The organism is Comamonas testosteroni TK102 (genome assembly GCF_000739375.1).
GTDB lineage: Bacteria > Pseudomonadota > Gammaproteobacteria > Burkholderiales > Burkholderiaceae_C > Comamonas > Comamonas brasiliensis.
The window spans coordinates 3,986,466-4,000,591 of record NZ_CP006704.1 but is presented as its reverse complement, the minus strand read 5'-3'; the positions used below and the strand labels follow the sequence as shown (position 1 = coordinate 4,000,591).

General features: G+C 61.3%; 16 protein-coding genes. 2 read left to right on the top strand and 14 right to left on the bottom strand.

Annotated features, from left to right (window positions below; translation table 11 throughout):
• The first annotated feature begins 87 nt into the window (after positions 1–87).
• On the top strand, positions 88–1,587 hold the full coding sequence (gene rlmD, locus O987_RS18080) for a 23S rRNA (uracil(1939)-C(5))-methyltransferase RlmD (RefSeq protein WP_043373889.1): 1,500 nt from the start codon (positions 88–90) through the stop codon (positions 1,585–1,587).
• A gap of 37 nt (positions 1,588–1,624) precedes the next feature.
• Here the strand turns inward: rlmD and O987_RS18075 are convergent, their stop codons facing one another.
• The 6 genes from O987_RS18075 to O987_RS18050 all read right to left on the bottom strand — a co-directional run bounded on the left by O987_RS18075 (position 1,625) and on the right by O987_RS18050 (position 5,726).
• Positions 1,625–2,542, bottom strand: coding sequence for a ZIP family metal transporter (locus tag O987_RS18075; RefSeq protein ID WP_019043999.1), 918 nt, complete (start codon positions 2,540–2,542; stop codon positions 1,625–1,627).
• A gap of 3 nt (positions 2,543–2,545) precedes the next feature.
• A complete protein-coding gene (locus O987_RS18070) occupies positions 2,546–3,181 on the bottom strand; it encodes a superoxide dismutase (RefSeq protein WP_043373887.1) in 636 nt (211 codons plus the stop codon).
• A 29-nt stretch (positions 3,182–3,210) separates the two neighbouring features.
• Positions 3,211–3,726 (bottom strand): hypothetical protein, encoded by a 516-nt coding sequence (locus tag O987_RS18065; protein WP_019044001.1) that lies wholly within the window; start codon positions 3,724–3,726, stop codon positions 3,211–3,213.
• On the bottom strand, positions 3,723–4,220 hold the full coding sequence (locus O987_RS18060; RefSeq protein ID WP_043373885.1) for a DUF2325 domain-containing protein: 498 nt from the start codon (positions 4,218–4,220) through the stop codon (positions 3,723–3,725). Before O987_RS18060 ends, O987_RS18065 begins: the two co-directional genes overlap by 4 nt.
• Before the next feature lie 315 nt (positions 4,221–4,535).
• The gene (locus tag O987_RS18055; protein ID WP_043373883.1) at positions 4,536–4,889 is read right to left on the bottom strand and encodes a hypothetical protein; all 354 of its coding nucleotides are present in this window, start codon (positions 4,887–4,889) and stop codon (positions 4,536–4,538) included.
• 144 nt (positions 4,890–5,033) lie between these two features.
• Positions 5,034–5,726, bottom strand: a complete 693-nt coding sequence (locus O987_RS18050; protein ID WP_003053535.1) for a Bax inhibitor-1/YccA family protein — start codon at positions 5,724–5,726, stop codon at positions 5,034–5,036.
• 192 nt (positions 5,727–5,918) lie between these two features.
• Between O987_RS18050 and O987_RS18045 the strand changes: the two genes are divergently transcribed.
• Entirely contained in the window at positions 5,919–6,326 is a 408-nt protein-coding gene (locus O987_RS18045; protein ID WP_003053536.1) for a GlcG/HbpS family heme-binding protein, read from the top strand.
• 205 nt (positions 6,327–6,531) lie between these two features.
• On the opposite strand, the gene hemP is transcribed toward O987_RS18045, so the two are convergent.
• The 8 genes from hemP to O987_RS18005 all read right to left on the bottom strand — a co-directional run bounded on the left by hemP (position 6,532) and on the right by O987_RS18005 (position 13,930).
• Complete coding sequence (gene hemP, locus O987_RS18040) at positions 6,532–6,741, bottom strand: hemin uptake protein HemP (protein ID WP_003053537.1); 210 nt, start codon at positions 6,739–6,741, stop codon at positions 6,532–6,534.
• A 253-nt stretch (positions 6,742–6,994) separates the two neighbouring features.
• Positions 6,995–7,411 carry an ExbD/TolR family protein gene (locus tag O987_RS18035; protein WP_003053538.1) on the bottom strand — a complete coding sequence of 139 codons (417 nt, stop codon included), beginning with the start codon at positions 7,409–7,411 and terminating at the stop codon, positions 6,995–6,997.
• A gap of 3 nt (positions 7,412–7,414) precedes the next feature.
• Positions 7,415–8,137 carry a MotA/TolQ/ExbB proton channel family protein gene (locus O987_RS18030; RefSeq protein ID WP_003053540.1) on the bottom strand — a complete coding sequence of 241 codons (723 nt, stop codon included), beginning with the start codon at positions 8,135–8,137 and terminating at the stop codon, positions 7,415–7,417.
• 23 nt (positions 8,138–8,160) lie between these two features.
• Positions 8,161–8,889 carry an energy transducer TonB gene (locus tag O987_RS18025; RefSeq protein ID WP_019044004.1) on the bottom strand — a complete coding sequence of 243 codons (729 nt, stop codon included), beginning with the start codon at positions 8,887–8,889 and terminating at the stop codon, positions 8,161–8,163.
• A 144-nt stretch (positions 8,890–9,033) separates the two neighbouring features.
• Positions 9,034–9,327, bottom strand: a complete 294-nt coding sequence (locus O987_RS18020; RefSeq protein ID WP_029158775.1) for a (2Fe-2S)-binding protein — start codon at positions 9,325–9,327, stop codon at positions 9,034–9,036.
• A 95-nt stretch (positions 9,328–9,422) separates the two neighbouring features.
• Positions 9,423–10,550 carry an alpha-hydroxy acid oxidase gene (locus O987_RS18015; RefSeq protein WP_034400405.1) on the bottom strand — a complete coding sequence of 376 codons (1,128 nt, stop codon included), beginning with the start codon at positions 10,548–10,550 and terminating at the stop codon, positions 9,423–9,425.
• Between the two features lie 118 nt (positions 10,551–10,668).
• Positions 10,669–11,349 carry a Fe2+-dependent dioxygenase gene (locus O987_RS18010; protein WP_019044007.1) on the bottom strand — a complete coding sequence of 227 codons (681 nt, stop codon included), beginning with the start codon at positions 11,347–11,349 and terminating at the stop codon, positions 10,669–10,671.
• A gap of 289 nt (positions 11,350–11,638) precedes the next feature.
• A complete protein-coding gene (locus tag O987_RS18005; protein ID WP_051962208.1) occupies positions 11,639–13,930 on the bottom strand; it encodes a TonB-dependent receptor in 2,292 nt (763 codons plus the stop codon).
• Positions 13,931–14,126 lie beyond the last annotated feature (196 nt).

Here is a 14,126-nt window from a genome sequence, read left to right as displayed (position 1 = left end):
AGGGGCCAGGGCGTCATCCCGCAGCCCGTACAGTTTTTTGCCGTGGTCTGCCCTCGGGTATGGGGTGGCCTGAGACAATCGGCCACCATGAGTGAATCCCGCGACAACAAAATTCCCGAGAACCTGCCCGAAGTCCCATCTGATGCCCCGGCGTTGCCCGAGGGTTGGCTGGAAGTGCTGTCCATGGACATGGATGCCCAGGGTGTAGCCCGCAAGCCTGATGGCAAGGTCGTCTTCATCGACGGCGCCCTGACCGGTGAAATCGTCAGCGCCAACACCCATCGCAAGAAGAACAACTGGGAAGCAGCCACGCTGACCGAAATCCATCGCGAATCCTCGCAGCGCGTTACGCCTGGCTGCCCTAATTTCGGCCTGCACGCCGGTGCCTGCGGCGGCTGCAAGATGCAGCATCTGCATGTGGCGGCCCAGGTCGCGATCAAGCAGCGTGTGCTGGAGGACAACCTCTGGCATCTGGCCAAGGTCAAACCCGAGACGCTGCTGCGCCCCATCGAAGGACCGGCCTGGGGCTATCGCTTCCGCTCGCGCCTGTCGGTGCGCTATGTGGCCAAGAAGGGCAAGGTGCTGGTGGGCTTTCACGAGCGCAAGAGCCGCTACATCGCCGACATGGAGGTCTGCAAGATTTTGCCGCCCCATGTGGATGCCATGCTCATGCCCATGCGGGCTTTGATCGCCAGCATGGATGCCCGCGAAACCTGCCCGCAGATCGAAGTGGCTTGCGGTGACCATGTCACCGCCCTGGTGCTGCGCCATCTGGAGCCTCTGTCGGATGCCGACAAGCAGCGCCTGCGCGACTTCGCTGCTGCGCAGAACGTGCAATGGTGGCTGCAGCCCAAGGGCCCGGATACCGTGCATCTGATGGAGGAAGGCGGCACACAGCTGTCTTATGGTCTGCCGGACTTCGGCATCACCATGCCTTTCAAGCCTACCGACTTCACCCAGGTCAATCCGCATATCAACCGCGTGCTGGTCACGCGCTCGCTGCGCCTGCTCGATGCGAAAGAAGACGAGCGCGTCATCGACTGGTTCTGCGGCCTGGGCAATTTCACGCTGCCGATCGCCACCATGGCCCGCGAGGTGCTGGGCATCGAAGGCTCGGAAACCCTGGTCAAGCGCTCGCACGAAAACTACGCTGGCAACAATGCCACGCGCAGCGAAGATGACAAGCTGGCTCCCACCAGCTTCGTGGCGCGCAATCTGTTCGAGATGACGCCTGCCATGCTGATTGCCGACGGCAACTCCGACAAATGGCTGGTCGATCCCCCGCGTGAAGGTGCGTTTGCGCTTTCCAAGGCACTGGCCGATATTCACCAGATCCGCATCGGCGCCAAGCAGACTGGTGTGGCTTCCGAAGAGCAGCCCGATTTGCTGCCGCCGCTGCCCGAGGGGCAGGAAAACTGGCAGTTCCCCAAGCGCATTGTCTATGTGAGCTGCAACCCGGCCACGCTGGCGCGTGATGCGGGCTTGCTGGTGCATCAGGCGGGCTATCGCTGCGTGGCAGCGGGTGTGGTGAATATGTTCCCGCATACGGCGCATGTGGAGTCCATGGCCGTTTTCGAGCGCGCATAAGAGCGCAAGCGCATGAACTGCGCCGGCATGGCGCAGTTCAGCCGCCCAGGGTGGTGTCCAGAATCATCATCAAGACAAAGCCCAGCATGAGCCCTGTGGTGGCCCAGGCTTCATGGCCTTTGCGATGCGATTCGGGAATGATTTCGTGGCTGATGACAAACAGCATGGCACCAGCGGCGAAGCCAAGACCCCAGGGCAGCAGCATGGTGGAGCTGCTGACCACGATGGCGCCGATCACGGCGCCCAGGGGCTCGATCAACCCTGTCAGAGCCCCCAGCACCACTGCAAAACCGCGGGTATAGCCGGCTGCCAGCAAAGAGGCCGCGACGACAAAACCCTCGGGCACATCCTGGATGGCAATGCCCAGCGTCAGCGAGCTGGCACGCAGCCCCTCATTGGCGGCATAACCCACGCCTATGGCCAGACCCTCCGGAAGATTGTGCAGGGTGATGGCAATGACAAACAGCCAGGTGCGCCGCAGCTGCTTGGCATCGGCGCCTTCACGGCCTTTGATGAAGTGCTCGTGCGGCAGCAGGCGATCCATGACCAGCAGGGCTGCACCTCCGAGCAAGATGGCTGCGCCGATCAAGGCACCGCTCAGCCATTCGCTGCTGGCGGGCGAGGTCGCTGCCTTGGCGGCTTCCAGTCCGGGGAGGATCAATGAAAAGGCGCAGGCAGCCAGCATCACGCCTGCGCCAAAGCCAAACAGCGTGTCCTGTGTGCGCTCGGATGGATGTTGGGTCAGCAGCACCGGCAAAGCGCCCAGCGCGGTCGCCAGTGCCGCTACGCTTCCGCCTAGCAGTGCATTCAGTGCTGCGGGATTGGTCTGCAGCTGCTTCCAGACCATGGATGCCAGCACCAGAGCACCGGCCGCAGAGATCAGCAGCCCGAGCCTGGTCCTGAGCGGCAGGGGCGTCTGGCTGGAGGAGGCGGTCTGCAGTCCGTCCGGGCCCATGGTTCAGCTCCTGACAGCCTGGGTGGCGGCAGCAAAGCGGCGCGCCACTTCATTCCAGTCCACCACGTTGTAGAAGGCGGCGATGTATTCGGGGCGGCGGTTCTGGTATTTCAGGTAATAGGCATGCTCCCAGACGTCCAGGCCCAGAATCGGCGTGTTGCCGCTGCCAATGCCCAGCATCAGAGGGTTGTCCTGGTTGGCGCTGCTTTCCACATGCAGCTTGCCGCTGCGGTCCACGCTGAGCCAGGCCCAGCCGCTGCCAAAGCGGCTGATGGCAGCCTTGGTGAATTCGGTCTTGAAGTTCTCGAAGCCGCCAAGGTCCTTGTCAATGGCTGCTGCAAGAGCGTTCTGCGGAAGACCTCCGCCGCCGGGAGACATGACTTGCCAGAACAGGCTGTGATTGGCATGGCCGCCGCCGTTGTTGCGCACGGCCTGCCGCAGCGCTTGCGGCAGCGATTCGACCTTGGCGAGCAGATCGTCCAGCGACCATTGCGCGTACTCGCTGCCTTCGAGTGCCGCATTGAGGTTGTTGACGTAGGTCTGATGGTGCCTGCAGTAGTGGATCTCCATGGTTTGCGCATCGATATGCGGCTCCAGTGCCGCGTAGTCGTAGGCCAGTGGGGGCAGGGTATAGCTCATGATTGAATGCCTTGGCAGTGAGAGAGAGGTCAGTGCAGTGATGAATGCACGGACTCGAAGCTGGCAAGGCAGGACTGCCTGTCGCTGGCGGGGTGAGTGAGAGGGAAAGCGGATGTCGAGGCGCAGACGCCCGCGGCGGCATGAGGGGCTGCTGCACCGTGCCCGGCCCGTGCGGCCAGCAGCTGGGGCAGATGACGGTATATCGCCAGACTCAGGGAAGGGCTGGCACAGCCCTGCTGCAGCAGTGACATCAGGGTCTGCTGCACTTCATGCAGACATTCGGAGGACGAACCCGGCTGGCCTGCGGCAGCAAAGGCATCCGCCAGATTCAGGTGGGCCACGACAAAGGCTGCAACGCGGTCATCGTCGGCAATGTCTCCGGGTTCCGCGTTGAGTAGCTGCAGACCCAGCTGCTGCGCATGGCGATAGTGCTTTTGCGCCGAGAGATGGCGATGCTCCAGCGTTGCCGCCAGCGCCGTGCGGGTGTGCCGCTTCCATGCGGACAGCAAATCGGCAGCCGAGGCGTTTGTCGTGCGGACTTTCATGAGGCGCCCTCGATGCAGGCTTGGGCTGCCACGACTTTTCCGTCCTCTCCCGATGGATGAATGCGCACCACCCGCAAGGCGTTCGGCTGATCCACCAGCAGGCAGGTCTTGCCGGTGCGCTTGCAGTGATCCTTCACGCGCCAGTAGGCGCCATCACTGATGCAGCCCGTCTGGCAGATCACCAGATCGGCAGCGTGCAGGCTGTCCTCCAGCAACTGCTGCTGGCTGTCGGCCGCCTCGACCAAAGGCCAGTCAATGCCGGCTGCCGTGGCTGCCTGAGATGCTGGGGGTACTTGAAGCGGGGCTTGCACCAGATTCAGTGCCATGGCCTGGGCCAGCGCGTGGCGCTGCTCACGCTCCCAGGCCAGAGCGCTGTCACGGACAATGACTTTGGCCCTGAGGTGCACCAGCTGCCGCTTGAGCGCCTCCACTTCGCGAGCCAGCGATTGCATCTGTGCCGTGCAGCGGGTCTGCACTTCCATGTAGGTCAGCATGAGGGCCTCATGCTCAAGGCGTAGTTGGTTGAAGTCATCATCTGGCACGGCAGTCTTGTCCCCATGGTTGAGAGCACAACAGAACTCGTCGCTGGGATGCGCGTATGTGCAGCTAAGAATGGAATCAATAATTCATGAATATAAATGAGAATTGTTTGTATTCAATACACGCAAAGAAAATATGCCATCCGGGAGTGCGTGGACAGGGCGGTTGCCGGATATGAAAAAAGCCGTAGCAGTGTTGCTACGGCCAGTGCCGATCGATGTTCAGTGACAGTGCCAGGAGCTCATGCTCCGGGCCTGCCATCAGCGATTTCAGCTGCGGTTACGGCTGCTGCCGTTGTCGGGCTCTGCAGCACCGCGCTTTTCGGCGGCACTCTGTCCCAGCACGGAAGGCACGCCTTCGATCTTGTTGGAGCGCATGTATTCATCCATGTCCTTCCAGCCCGCAAACACCAGCGCCTTGGGTGCCTTGGGGTTGAGGACGTAGCAGTCTTCCAGTCCGCGCATGGCATGCCGACAGGCGCCGCCAATGGCCTTGGCTTCGGATTCGCGCGCCACGGTGCGTGGATCAGGGCCCAGGCCCGGAATGTCTTCGATCTTGCAGCCTGCCAGTACCAGAGGCAGCAGGGCAATGGCAAGTGCGCGGGGAAGGTGGTTTGGCTTCATCTTGTTTGCTTATCGGCAGCGGCAGCCGGGAATTTAGGCCATGGCTGAAATTTCCATTGCGGCGATGGCCGCGCCCGGCATCAGATTACTGCAAACAAAAAGGAGTGCGCAAGGCACTCCTTCTTGACCGAGCAGCAGCGAGGCTTAGTCGCGATCGCCGCCCATGATGCCGAGCAGGGCCAGCAGGCTCTGGAACACGTTGAACAGGTCCAGGTACAGGGCCAGGGTGGCGCTGATGTAGTTGGTCTCGCCGCCATCGATGATCTGCTTGAGGTCATACAGCATATAGGCGGAGAAGATGCCGATAGCCAGCATGGAGATGGCCATCATGCCTGCCGTGGAGCCCACGAAGACGTTGATGATGGCACCCACCATCAGCACCAGAGCGCCCACGAACAGGAACTTGCCCATGCCCGACAGGTCGCGCTTGATCACGGTGGCCAGCATGGCCATCACGAAGAACACGCCAGCGGTGCCCGCAAATGCCGTCATGATCAGCTGGGTGCCGTTGGAGAAGCCCAGGATCATGCCGATCAGGCGCGAGAGCATCAGGCCCATGAAGAAGGTGAAGGCCAGCAGCACGGGCACGCCGGCGGCGCTGTGCTTGGTCTTCTCGATCGCGAACATGAAGCCGAAGGCGCCGACCATGAACACGATCAGGCCCACGCCGCCCGTCAGCGCGCGAGTCATGCCAGTGGCTACGCCCAGCCAAGCGCCCAGCACGGTGGGGATCAGGCTGAGTGCCAGCAGCCAGTAGGTATTGCGCAAGACACGGTTGCGCTCTTGCTGCGAGACACCGTAGCCCGCAGAGCCCAGTGTGGTGACTTGTTCGTTCATGTAGCCATTCCTCCTTCAGGAATTGTGGGTTGAAACATTGTCATTCTAGGTGGGGGTCTTGAGAAGCCTTTGCAATACCCCGTTGCAATGCGGCAGTTTTAGGATGGAATGTTTTTCACATCGCATCTACTTTTGCCTGCAAGGTACAGAATATGCTTGCTGCATTGACAATCCAACGGAGCTTTTTATCTCATGAAAACCAAGCACGAACTCGAACTGGCCGATGTGAAAGCCATCGCTGCGGCTGCCGAAGCTGAAGCACTGAAGAACAACTGGCCCGTGACGATCTCCATCGTGGACGACGGCGGCCATCTGCTGCTGTTGCAGCGCATGGATGGTGCTGCTCCCATTTCTTCCCATATCGCGCCCGCCAAGGCGCGCTCTGCAGCCGTGGGCCGCAAGGACACCAAGGCTTTCGAAGACATGATCAACAACGGTCGTACCGCTTTTCTGAGCGCTCCCTTTGTGGACGGTCTGCTCGAAGGTGGCGTGGCCATCGTCAAGGACGGCCAGGTGCTGGGCGCCGTGGGTGTCTCCGGCGTGAAGGCCAATGAAGACGCACAGGTTGCCAAGGCCGGCATTGCGGCCCTGGGTCTGTAATCGCGCTTGATTTCTGCCACTGCGGTGGCAGAGGCCAAAACAAAACCCCTGCCGCTTGATGCGCGCAGGGGTTTTGTTTTGGCGGGTTGCGAATGAGGAAAAAACGCGTGGCTATGTGAAGTGTGGGCACAAGAGAGGGCAGGTGCTCTGCAACGACTATGGCTGGCGAATCGACACTTGCGGTGTCGCCCCACGATGAAACGGTCTATTTGGTCAGGATGAGCTTGCCCAGCTTGGTGGCCTGCAGACGATAGGGCGTGCCATTGTGCAGGATGGTGACGGCCTTCTGGCCGTTGAGCAGCAGGGCGCTGTCCAGGCCCAGGCTGGAGCCGGCAGCGGCTGAGGGATTTGCAGCAGCCATGGAGGAAGAGCTGCGGTTGTTGGGCTGTGAGGTCGCAACAAGCGGTGCAGACATGCCGTGATTCCTTAAGTTCAAAACTGGTGTAATGATAACAATTCTCAATTGAAACGCAAGTGATACTTAGTCTCATTTGCGAAAAAACATTGTTTATTTTCTGGCGGAATCTGTCCGTCCGTGCGCCAGCCCGGGATTTCTGCCTTGCGATGGTGTGCAAGAGCTGGGCGGGCGGGATGCGGATGCCATTGCTCGATGTCATTCGAGTCATAAAAAACGGCCCCGGAGGGCCGTTTTTTGAATAAGCATGCGCTTACTGGGTGGGGTCGGTCACAAAGCCGATTTTCTTGACGCCAGCGCGCTGGGCGGCGGCCATGGCCTGAGCCACACGTTCGTAGCGCACGTCCTTGTCGCCGCGGATGTGCAGGTCGGGCTGAGGCTCCTTGACGGCTTCGGCCTGGAGATTGGTCTCCAGCTGCTCGTCGCTGATGTCCTGGCCGTTCCAGGAATACTTGCCGTCGGCCGTGATGCCCAGCTGCACGGTGGCAGGCTTGGTGTCCTCGGGCTGGTTGGTGGCGCGGGGCAGGTCCACGTTGACCGAGTGCTTCATCACGGGCACGGTGATGATGAAGATGATGAGCAGCACCAACATGACGTCCACCAGAGGGGTCATGTTGATTTCGTTCATCACATCATCGCTGTCCCCATCATCCATGGTTCCGAACGACATGGCTTAGGCGCCTTTCTTCAGGGGCAGCACATTGCCGGAAATCTGACCGTCCACGGAAACGCGGGCACCGGTCACGAAATAGGCGTGCACGTCGTGGGCAAAGCTGTTCAGTGCATTCAGAATGCCCTTGTTGCCGCGTACCAGGGCGTTGTAGCCCAGCACGGCAGGGATGGCGACGGCCAGACCCAGTGCGGTCATGATCAGCGCTTCGCCGATGGGGCCGGCCACCTTGTCGATGGAGGACTGACCCGACATGCCGATGGCCACCAGTGCGTGGTAGATGCCCCAGACGGTACCGAACAGGCCGATGAAGGGGGCGGTGGAGCCCACGGAAGCCAGAATCGCCAGACCGGATTGCAGGCGGGCAGTGAATTCGTTGATGCCGTTGCGCAGGCAGCGTGTCACCCAGTCGCTGATGTCCAGTGTGTCATGCAGATGGACGCTGGTCTTGCGGTGGTGAGCCGAGGCTTCACGGCCTTCGAGCACCATGAAGCGGAAGGGGTTCTGCTTGTCGTCACCGAGCTTTTCCAGGCCGGTGGCCAGATCGGGGCTGTGCCAGAAGTCCTGCGCCTGGGTGGCGAACTTCTTGAATTTCACGATATCCAGGGCCTTGAGAACGATGACCAGCCAAGAGGCCACCGACATGACCAGCAAGATGATGGCCACGCCTTTGGTCACGAAGTCGCCCTGTGTCCAGACGTGGGCAATGCCGAATTGGGATTCCATGGGTACTCCTGAGAACTGCAGATTTATTTGAGAACAAAGTTGATGGGCACGATGTGCCACATGGGTTCGGCCACGCCGTTGCGCTTGCCGGGGACAAACTTCCACTGGCGCACGGTATTGACGGCCGCTTCATCCAGACGGTCAAAGCCGCTGGACTGCTTGATTTCGATTTTCTCGGGCTGGCCCTGCTCGTTGATATAGACGCGCAGCAGCACCTTGCCTTGTTCACCCATGCGCTTGCTGACCGAAGGATAAGCGGGAGCGGGGTTGTTCAGATAGGCCGCATTGCTCGATGGCTGCTCGATCTTGGGCGGAGCTGGTGGTGCCGGAGGTGCGGGCGGGGCTGGAGGAGCCGGGGGCGCGGGTGGCGCTGGCGGCGTCTTGTCCGGTTTGCTGTCGCTGTTCTCCAGGGCGCCCTGAGGCGCGGCCGGTGCCGGCGTTGGATCCTTGATGGCCTTGGGCAGCGGAGCCTTCTTGATCTCGGGCTTGGGCTGTGGCTTGGGTACGGGTTTGGGCGCTGGTGCAGGAGGCTTGGGGGGCGGAGGCGGAGCCGGCGGGGTGGGTTCGGCGGCAGGCGGTGCCACAAACTGGGCAATCACGCTGGCGGGAATCACTACCTCTGGCAGCTTTTGCTGTGCCAGACCATGTTGCATGGCCCACAGGGCAGCAGCATGCGCAACCACCACAGCACCAGCAACTGCCATATTGCGGCTTGGGCCGCTGGCAGGTGCAAATCGATCAGACTGGGACATAAGAGCGAGAAGAGCAACCAGCGCAGGCTGGAATCAGAAAGGAGAAGCGCTGGTCAACCGGCAATAGCAGGCACAGGAAACAGGGCACGCAGACAGGAACGCATCATTCACGCAGGATCCACCAGGTGCATACCATCACGAGGATCAGACTGCCGAAGACGGCTGAGAGGACGGAGAGGTGGGCCATGCTTTGCTTTCCAGGATATTGGTGGCAAGCTGAACCGTCTGCATCGACGCGCGGGATTGCGCTTCGTTGTGGATGGCCGCGATCGGATGACTGGCACTGCACTGGGCGACGACATCGCGTGCGCAGCCTTCGCAGCGCCCGCATTGTGTGGCAACGCCCAATTCAAACTGGATTTCGTCAAAGCTCATCCCCGCATGCGCGTGGCGTGCTATTTCTCGGTCAGAAACCCGGCGGCATACACAGACGATCATGGCTACAGGCAGTTGTTGCTGGCTATTGATGCAATAGGCGGAGTATAAATGAGAATCCATCGCATTTGCAATGCATGCCGCCAAATTACGCACATTCAGCAAGTGGTTAAGAGCCCGGGCCCGATCTGATCGAGGCTGGCGCAGCCTGTCTGCGCCATGGCCAGTTCCAGCTCGGCGCGCAGCAAATACAGCATATGGGCCACGCCCAGCATCCCGGCCACTGCCAGGGCATGCATCTGGGGCCGTCCCAGCAGCACGGCACTGGCGCCCAGGGCGATGGCCTTGAGCACATCGGTTCCCTGACGCACGCCGCCATCCATCAGCAGCGGGATATGGGCAGGCGTGGCCTCGCGTATGGCAGGCAGCACTTCCAGGGCGGAGACGGCGCTGTCCAGCACGCGCCCGCCATGGTTGGAGACCACAATGGCATCGGCCCCCAGTTCCACGGCTTTCGCGGCGGCGCGGGCCGAGAGCAGGCCCTTGACGATCAGCGGCAGCCGGGTTTGCTGGCGCAGCCAGACCAGGTCGTCCCAGGTGGGGGCGCCTCGGGCCAGCTCGGAGCCGAACAGAATATGCTCGCTCATCAGATCGCCACTCTGGCTCTGCCTGGGCATGCCGTGCAGATTGACGGCCTCTACGCCTGGCGGCAGCGGGTAGCTGGAGCGTTTGATATGGGCGTCCACCGTCCAGACCAGTGCCTGATAACCGGCGTCTTCGGCACGCCGGATCAGCTGCAGCGTGTGCTCGCGTGCCGCCTGCTGGTAGAGCTGAAACCAGAGCGGGCCGCTGCGCCCCAGCTCCTGGGCTGCGGCTTGTGCGGCCTGGGCAATGGCTTCCAGGGTGTAACTGGACAGGGTGCTGACCACCATGCCGGTGCGCATGGCCATGGCCGCGCGTGCCGTGGCGAGTTCGCCTTCGGGATGCGCCAGCTGTTGATAGGCTACAGGTGCCAGCAGCAACGGCCAGTCCAGACTCCGGCCCAGCAGGCTTTGCCGCGTATGGGCATCTGACAGATCGGCCAGCGGTTCCGGGCAGAGGCGAAAGCGGTCAAACGCCTGCCTGTTATGTGCCAGCGTCAGCCCCTGATCGGCGCCGCTTTCGATATGCGCCCAGGAGTGGGCTTCCATATGCTCGCGCGCCAGCCGGGCGTAGTCCGCCAGGGAGCCTATCTGCGCGGAAATCTGCGGCAGTGGCGGTTTGACGGGCTGGCCTGCGGCATTCAAACGTTCAACAGTCATAAATCAAGCCGGTTGGAGGGGGATGGGGCGGCAGAGCAGGCACGGTGCAGGGGGGGCAGCTGGCAAGGCCTGCCCAGCAGCGCAGGCTGTCGTCCCCCGGGGGCTAGCTTTCAGACCACATGCGCAACAGATTGTGATAAGTGCCCGAGAGGGCGGCGACGCGCGGGTGTTCGGGCTGCTCCTGGGTGAGTTGCTGAATGCTCTGGTCCAGATCGAACAGCAGACGGCGCTGCTCCGCCGACTTGACCAGGCTGTGCGTCCAGAAGAACGATGCATAGCGCGTGCCGCGCGTGACGGGGTTGACGCGGTGCAGGCTGGTGCCGGGGTAGACGATGGCATCGCCGGCCGCCAGTTTCACGCCTTGCTGGCCGAAGGTATCTTCCACCATCAGCTCGCCGCCTTCGTATTCGTCGGGATCGCTGAAGAAGACCGTGGTGGAGACATCGGTTCTGACCTTGATGGCGGTACCCGGAATGGTGAAGAATGCATTGTCGATATGGTTGCCATAAGTGCCTCCGCCCTCGTAGCGATTGAAGCGCGGCGGCAAGACCTTGAGCGGCAGGGCTGCCGACATGAACAGGGGGTTGCGGCCCAGCCGGTCCAGGATCAGGTCGCCGATCTGCTGGCCGGTCTTGCTGTCCAGCGGCAGCTGCAGATTGCTCTTGACCTGAGCCGCCACATGACCGGCTGTGGCCTTGCCGTCCTGCCAGCTGGCGGCTTCCAGCGCCTGGCGGCAGTGGCGTACTTCATCGGGAGTGAGCAGGCTGGGGATGCGTAGCAGCATGGCAGGAGTGAGGCGATATCTATCTGTGGATGATCGTGGTTACATCAATAACCATAGCTGGTAGCGCTTGTTAATTATTGTTTTCAGTGGATTTTTGACTTGAAAACGTTTGTAGGCGGGCGCAAGAAGCTATGGTTTTGATGGCAAATCAGACTTTGCGAGCCAGCGGCAATGCGCTTGACCCGCCAAGTGTGCATGTAAAAAGCCCCGCTGGCATCAGGAGCCTGCGGGGCTTCGGGGCATGGTTTGCAGCAAGCCTGCGCCAGATCAAGCGCAGGCAGGGCTTGCATCAGTACGTGAACTTGAGCGAAGCCACGGCAGAGCGGCCGGCAGCCATGGTGGCGTAGTGGGGTGAACGCACGCCGCTGTAGTAGACCTTGTCGCCCAGGTTGAAGACATTCAGCTGGAAGGCCAGATTCTTGTCGATCTGGTAGGCCATCATCGCGTCAAAGCGGGTGTAGCCGCCGACGCCCTTGGTCACGATGCCGCCAGAATTGCTGTATGCATAGGCTGCATTGACGCTGCTTTGCGCATAGACGCCCAGACCCAGGGTCAGCTTGGGCATGGGCTTGTAGCTGGTCCACAGGCTGAAGCTGTGCTTGGGCGTGTTGATGAAGGCCTGACCGTTGGCGGCCGAGGTGACGCATTTGAGAGGCGTGCCGGAGCAGGTCTGTCCAGCGTTCTTCTGCTCGCTATCCATATAGGTATAGCCGCCGAAGACGCTCAGGTTGGACAGGATGCGGCCGGTGAAGCCCAGCTCCAGACCGTTGACCACCTTGTCGCCACCCATGAAGACGGCACCAGTGCCATCGGTGATACGGACATTGGTGACGTTGTTGCGGAAGATGGCGGCAGTCAGGCCCAGGTTCTTGTCCAGCAGATCCCACTTGGTGCCCAGCTCCATGGAGCGGGTTTTCTCGGGCTTCAGATTGGCCAGCGCATCGGAGGTGATGGCCAGATCTTCGCTGCCGTTGCCCAGGGTCGAGCCGCCGGGACGCGAGGAGGTGCCGATATTGGCGTAGATGCTGCCATTGGCGGCGGGCTTGTAGACCAGACCCAGCTGGTAGTTGAACAAGGTGTCGCTGCGAGAGTAGTCGAAGGCGGCAGACTTGGCGTTGGTGATGGGGTTGGTGTAGTCAGGAGCCGCAGTCGATGTCTTGTAGTGGTCGACGCGCAGGCCCGCATTGAGCAGCCATTGCTCATTGAACTTCAAGGTGTCGAAGCCATAGATCGCAACGGTGTCGATCTTGTTGCGGGTGGTGCGACCCTTGTCCCAGGCGTAGTTCCAGGGCGTGGAGGCATCGGGATTGTTCAGCGAGGTGCACCACATATTGAGTGATGTGCAAGTGCTGGTGGTGCCGTCTTGTATGGCGCCGGACTGGGCATCGGACTTTTCCTTGGACAGCTCCAGGCCGAAGGCATAGCTGTGGCCGATGGAGCCGGTCTGCTCCTTGCCGGTGAACTCGGTCACGTTCTGCAGGGTTTCCACATCGGAGAAGCGGAAGTTGCCGCGGCGCCAGACATAGCCGTTGAGAACGTTGCCCTTGGAGTCGTCGGGCTGGGTCCAGACATAGTCCTGCTTGCTCTTGCTGTAGCGCAGGCTGTTGCGGATCTTGTTGGTGTCGGTGAACTTGTGTTCCACCGAGGCCGTGAACAGATCGCTCTTTTCCTTCTGGTAGTCACGGTTGTTCATGCCGTACCAGTTGGCGCTGTTGCTGCCATAGCTGGGGCGAACCGTCGAGCCGCCGGCCAGCTTGGCCATGGCGGCATTGCTGTACAGATAAGGCACGCCGCCATCGGGCATGCTGTCGGTCTGCAGATGCTGCCAGGACAGGGTCACTTCGGTGGGGGTGCCCATGCCGAAGGTCACGGTGGGGGCAATGCCCCAGCGCTTGTTGTCGGGGCCGTTGCGACCCGGAACGTCGGCGCTGTGACCCATGGCGTTCAGACGAATGCCGGTGGCCTCGTTGATCTTGCGGTTGATGTCCAGGGTGCCGCGCAGGTAGTTGTCGGTGCCCAGGCCCACATCGCCGGAGATGAAATTCTCGTTCTTGGCCTTCTTGGTGGTGATGTTGATGGAGCCGCCGGCGCCGCCACGACCGGCGTAGGCCGAGTCCGCGCCCTTGATGACTTCCACGGATTCCACGTTGAACAACTCGCGCGTGCCGGAAGCGATGTCACGCATGCCGTCCACAAAGGTGCTGGACTGGGCGTCCATGCCGCGGATGAAGGGCTGGTCGCCGGTGGGGTTGCCACCTTCGCCGTTGCCGAAGGTGATGCCGGGGGTGGAGCGCAGAGCATCCTGCAGGCTGGTGGCACCGGTCTGCTTGATGATCTCTTCATTGATGACCTGAACGGTCTTGGGCGTGTCCAGCAGGGGCGCGGTGAACTTGCCCTGGGGGCTGGCTTCGGTCTTGAAGCTGGCGTCGGCCGCGGCTTCCACATTCACGGTGGACAAGGTGGTTTCCTGCTGAGCCATCGCGCTGGCACCAATCAGGCACAGGCCTGCGGCAATCACGATTTGCTTGAGCTCGCAGCGCAAGCCGTTGGAGTCAGTGGGGGTCAGATAGTGGTTGGACATGCTTTTGATGAAGAGTCGATTTTTGAAAAAGCGTGCGGATTCTAGGTGATATTGATAATAATTCTCGATACCATTCAATAATGGCTGCGGATACCCTACGTTTTGTTGCAGCAGGGCAACAGAATAGGATGCGAGGCGGCTATGCGAGGGCGTGGGACCCGCGCCGCCGTGGGTTCTCGGGACGGCTCAATGACCC

What these genes read in the sequence shown, in the direction of transcription:
- rlmD (WP_043373889.1), top strand. Translation starts at nt 88, where the DNA reads ATGAGTGAATCCCGCGACAACAAAATTCCCGAGAACCTGCCCGAAGTC.
- O987_RS18075 (WP_019043999.1), bottom strand. Translation starts at nt 2,542, where the DNA reads ATGGGCCCGGACGGACTGCAGACCGCCTCCTCCAGCCAGACGCCCCTG.
- O987_RS18070 (WP_043373887.1), bottom strand. Translation starts at nt 3,181, where the DNA reads ATGAGCTATACCCTGCCCCCACTGGCCTACGACTACGCGGCACTGGAG.
- O987_RS18065 (WP_019044001.1), bottom strand. Translation starts at nt 3,726, where the DNA reads ATGAAAGTCCGCACGACAAACGCCTCGGCTGCCGATTTGCTGTCCGCA.
- O987_RS18060 (WP_043373885.1), bottom strand. Translation starts at nt 4,220, where the DNA reads ATGCTGACCTACATGGAAGTGCAGACCCGCTGCACGGCACAGATGCAA.
- O987_RS18055 (WP_043373883.1), bottom strand. Translation starts at nt 4,889, where the DNA reads ATGAAGCCAAACCACCTTCCCCGCGCACTTGCCATTGCCCTGCTGCCT.
- O987_RS18050 (WP_003053535.1), bottom strand. Translation starts at nt 5,726, where the DNA reads ATGAACGAACAAGTCACCACACTGGGCTCTGCGGGCTACGGTGTCTCG.
- O987_RS18045 (WP_003053536.1), top strand. Translation starts at nt 5,919, where the DNA reads ATGAAAACCAAGCACGAACTCGAACTGGCCGATGTGAAAGCCATCGCT.
- hemP (WP_003053537.1), bottom strand. Translation starts at nt 6,741, where the DNA reads ATGTCTGCACCGCTTGTTGCGACCTCACAGCCCAACAACCGCAGCTCT.
- O987_RS18035 (WP_003053538.1), bottom strand. Translation starts at nt 7,411, where the DNA reads ATGTCGTTCGGAACCATGGATGATGGGGACAGCGATGATGTGATGAAC.
- O987_RS18030 (WP_003053540.1), bottom strand. Translation starts at nt 8,137, where the DNA reads ATGGAATCCCAATTCGGCATTGCCCACGTCTGGACACAGGGCGACTTC.
- O987_RS18025 (WP_019044004.1), bottom strand. Translation starts at nt 8,889, where the DNA reads ATGTCCCAGTCTGATCGATTTGCACCTGCCAGCGGCCCAAGCCGCAAT.
- O987_RS18020 (WP_029158775.1), bottom strand. Translation starts at nt 9,327, where the DNA reads ATGATCGTCTGTGTATGCCGCCGGGTTTCTGACCGAGAAATAGCACGC.
- O987_RS18010 (WP_019044007.1), bottom strand. Translation starts at nt 11,349, where the DNA reads ATGCTGCTACGCATCCCCAGCCTGCTCACTCCCGATGAAGTACGCCAC.
- O987_RS18005 (WP_051962208.1), bottom strand. Translation starts at nt 13,930, where the DNA reads ATGTCCAACCACTATCTGACCCCCACTGACTCCAACGGCTTGCGCTGC.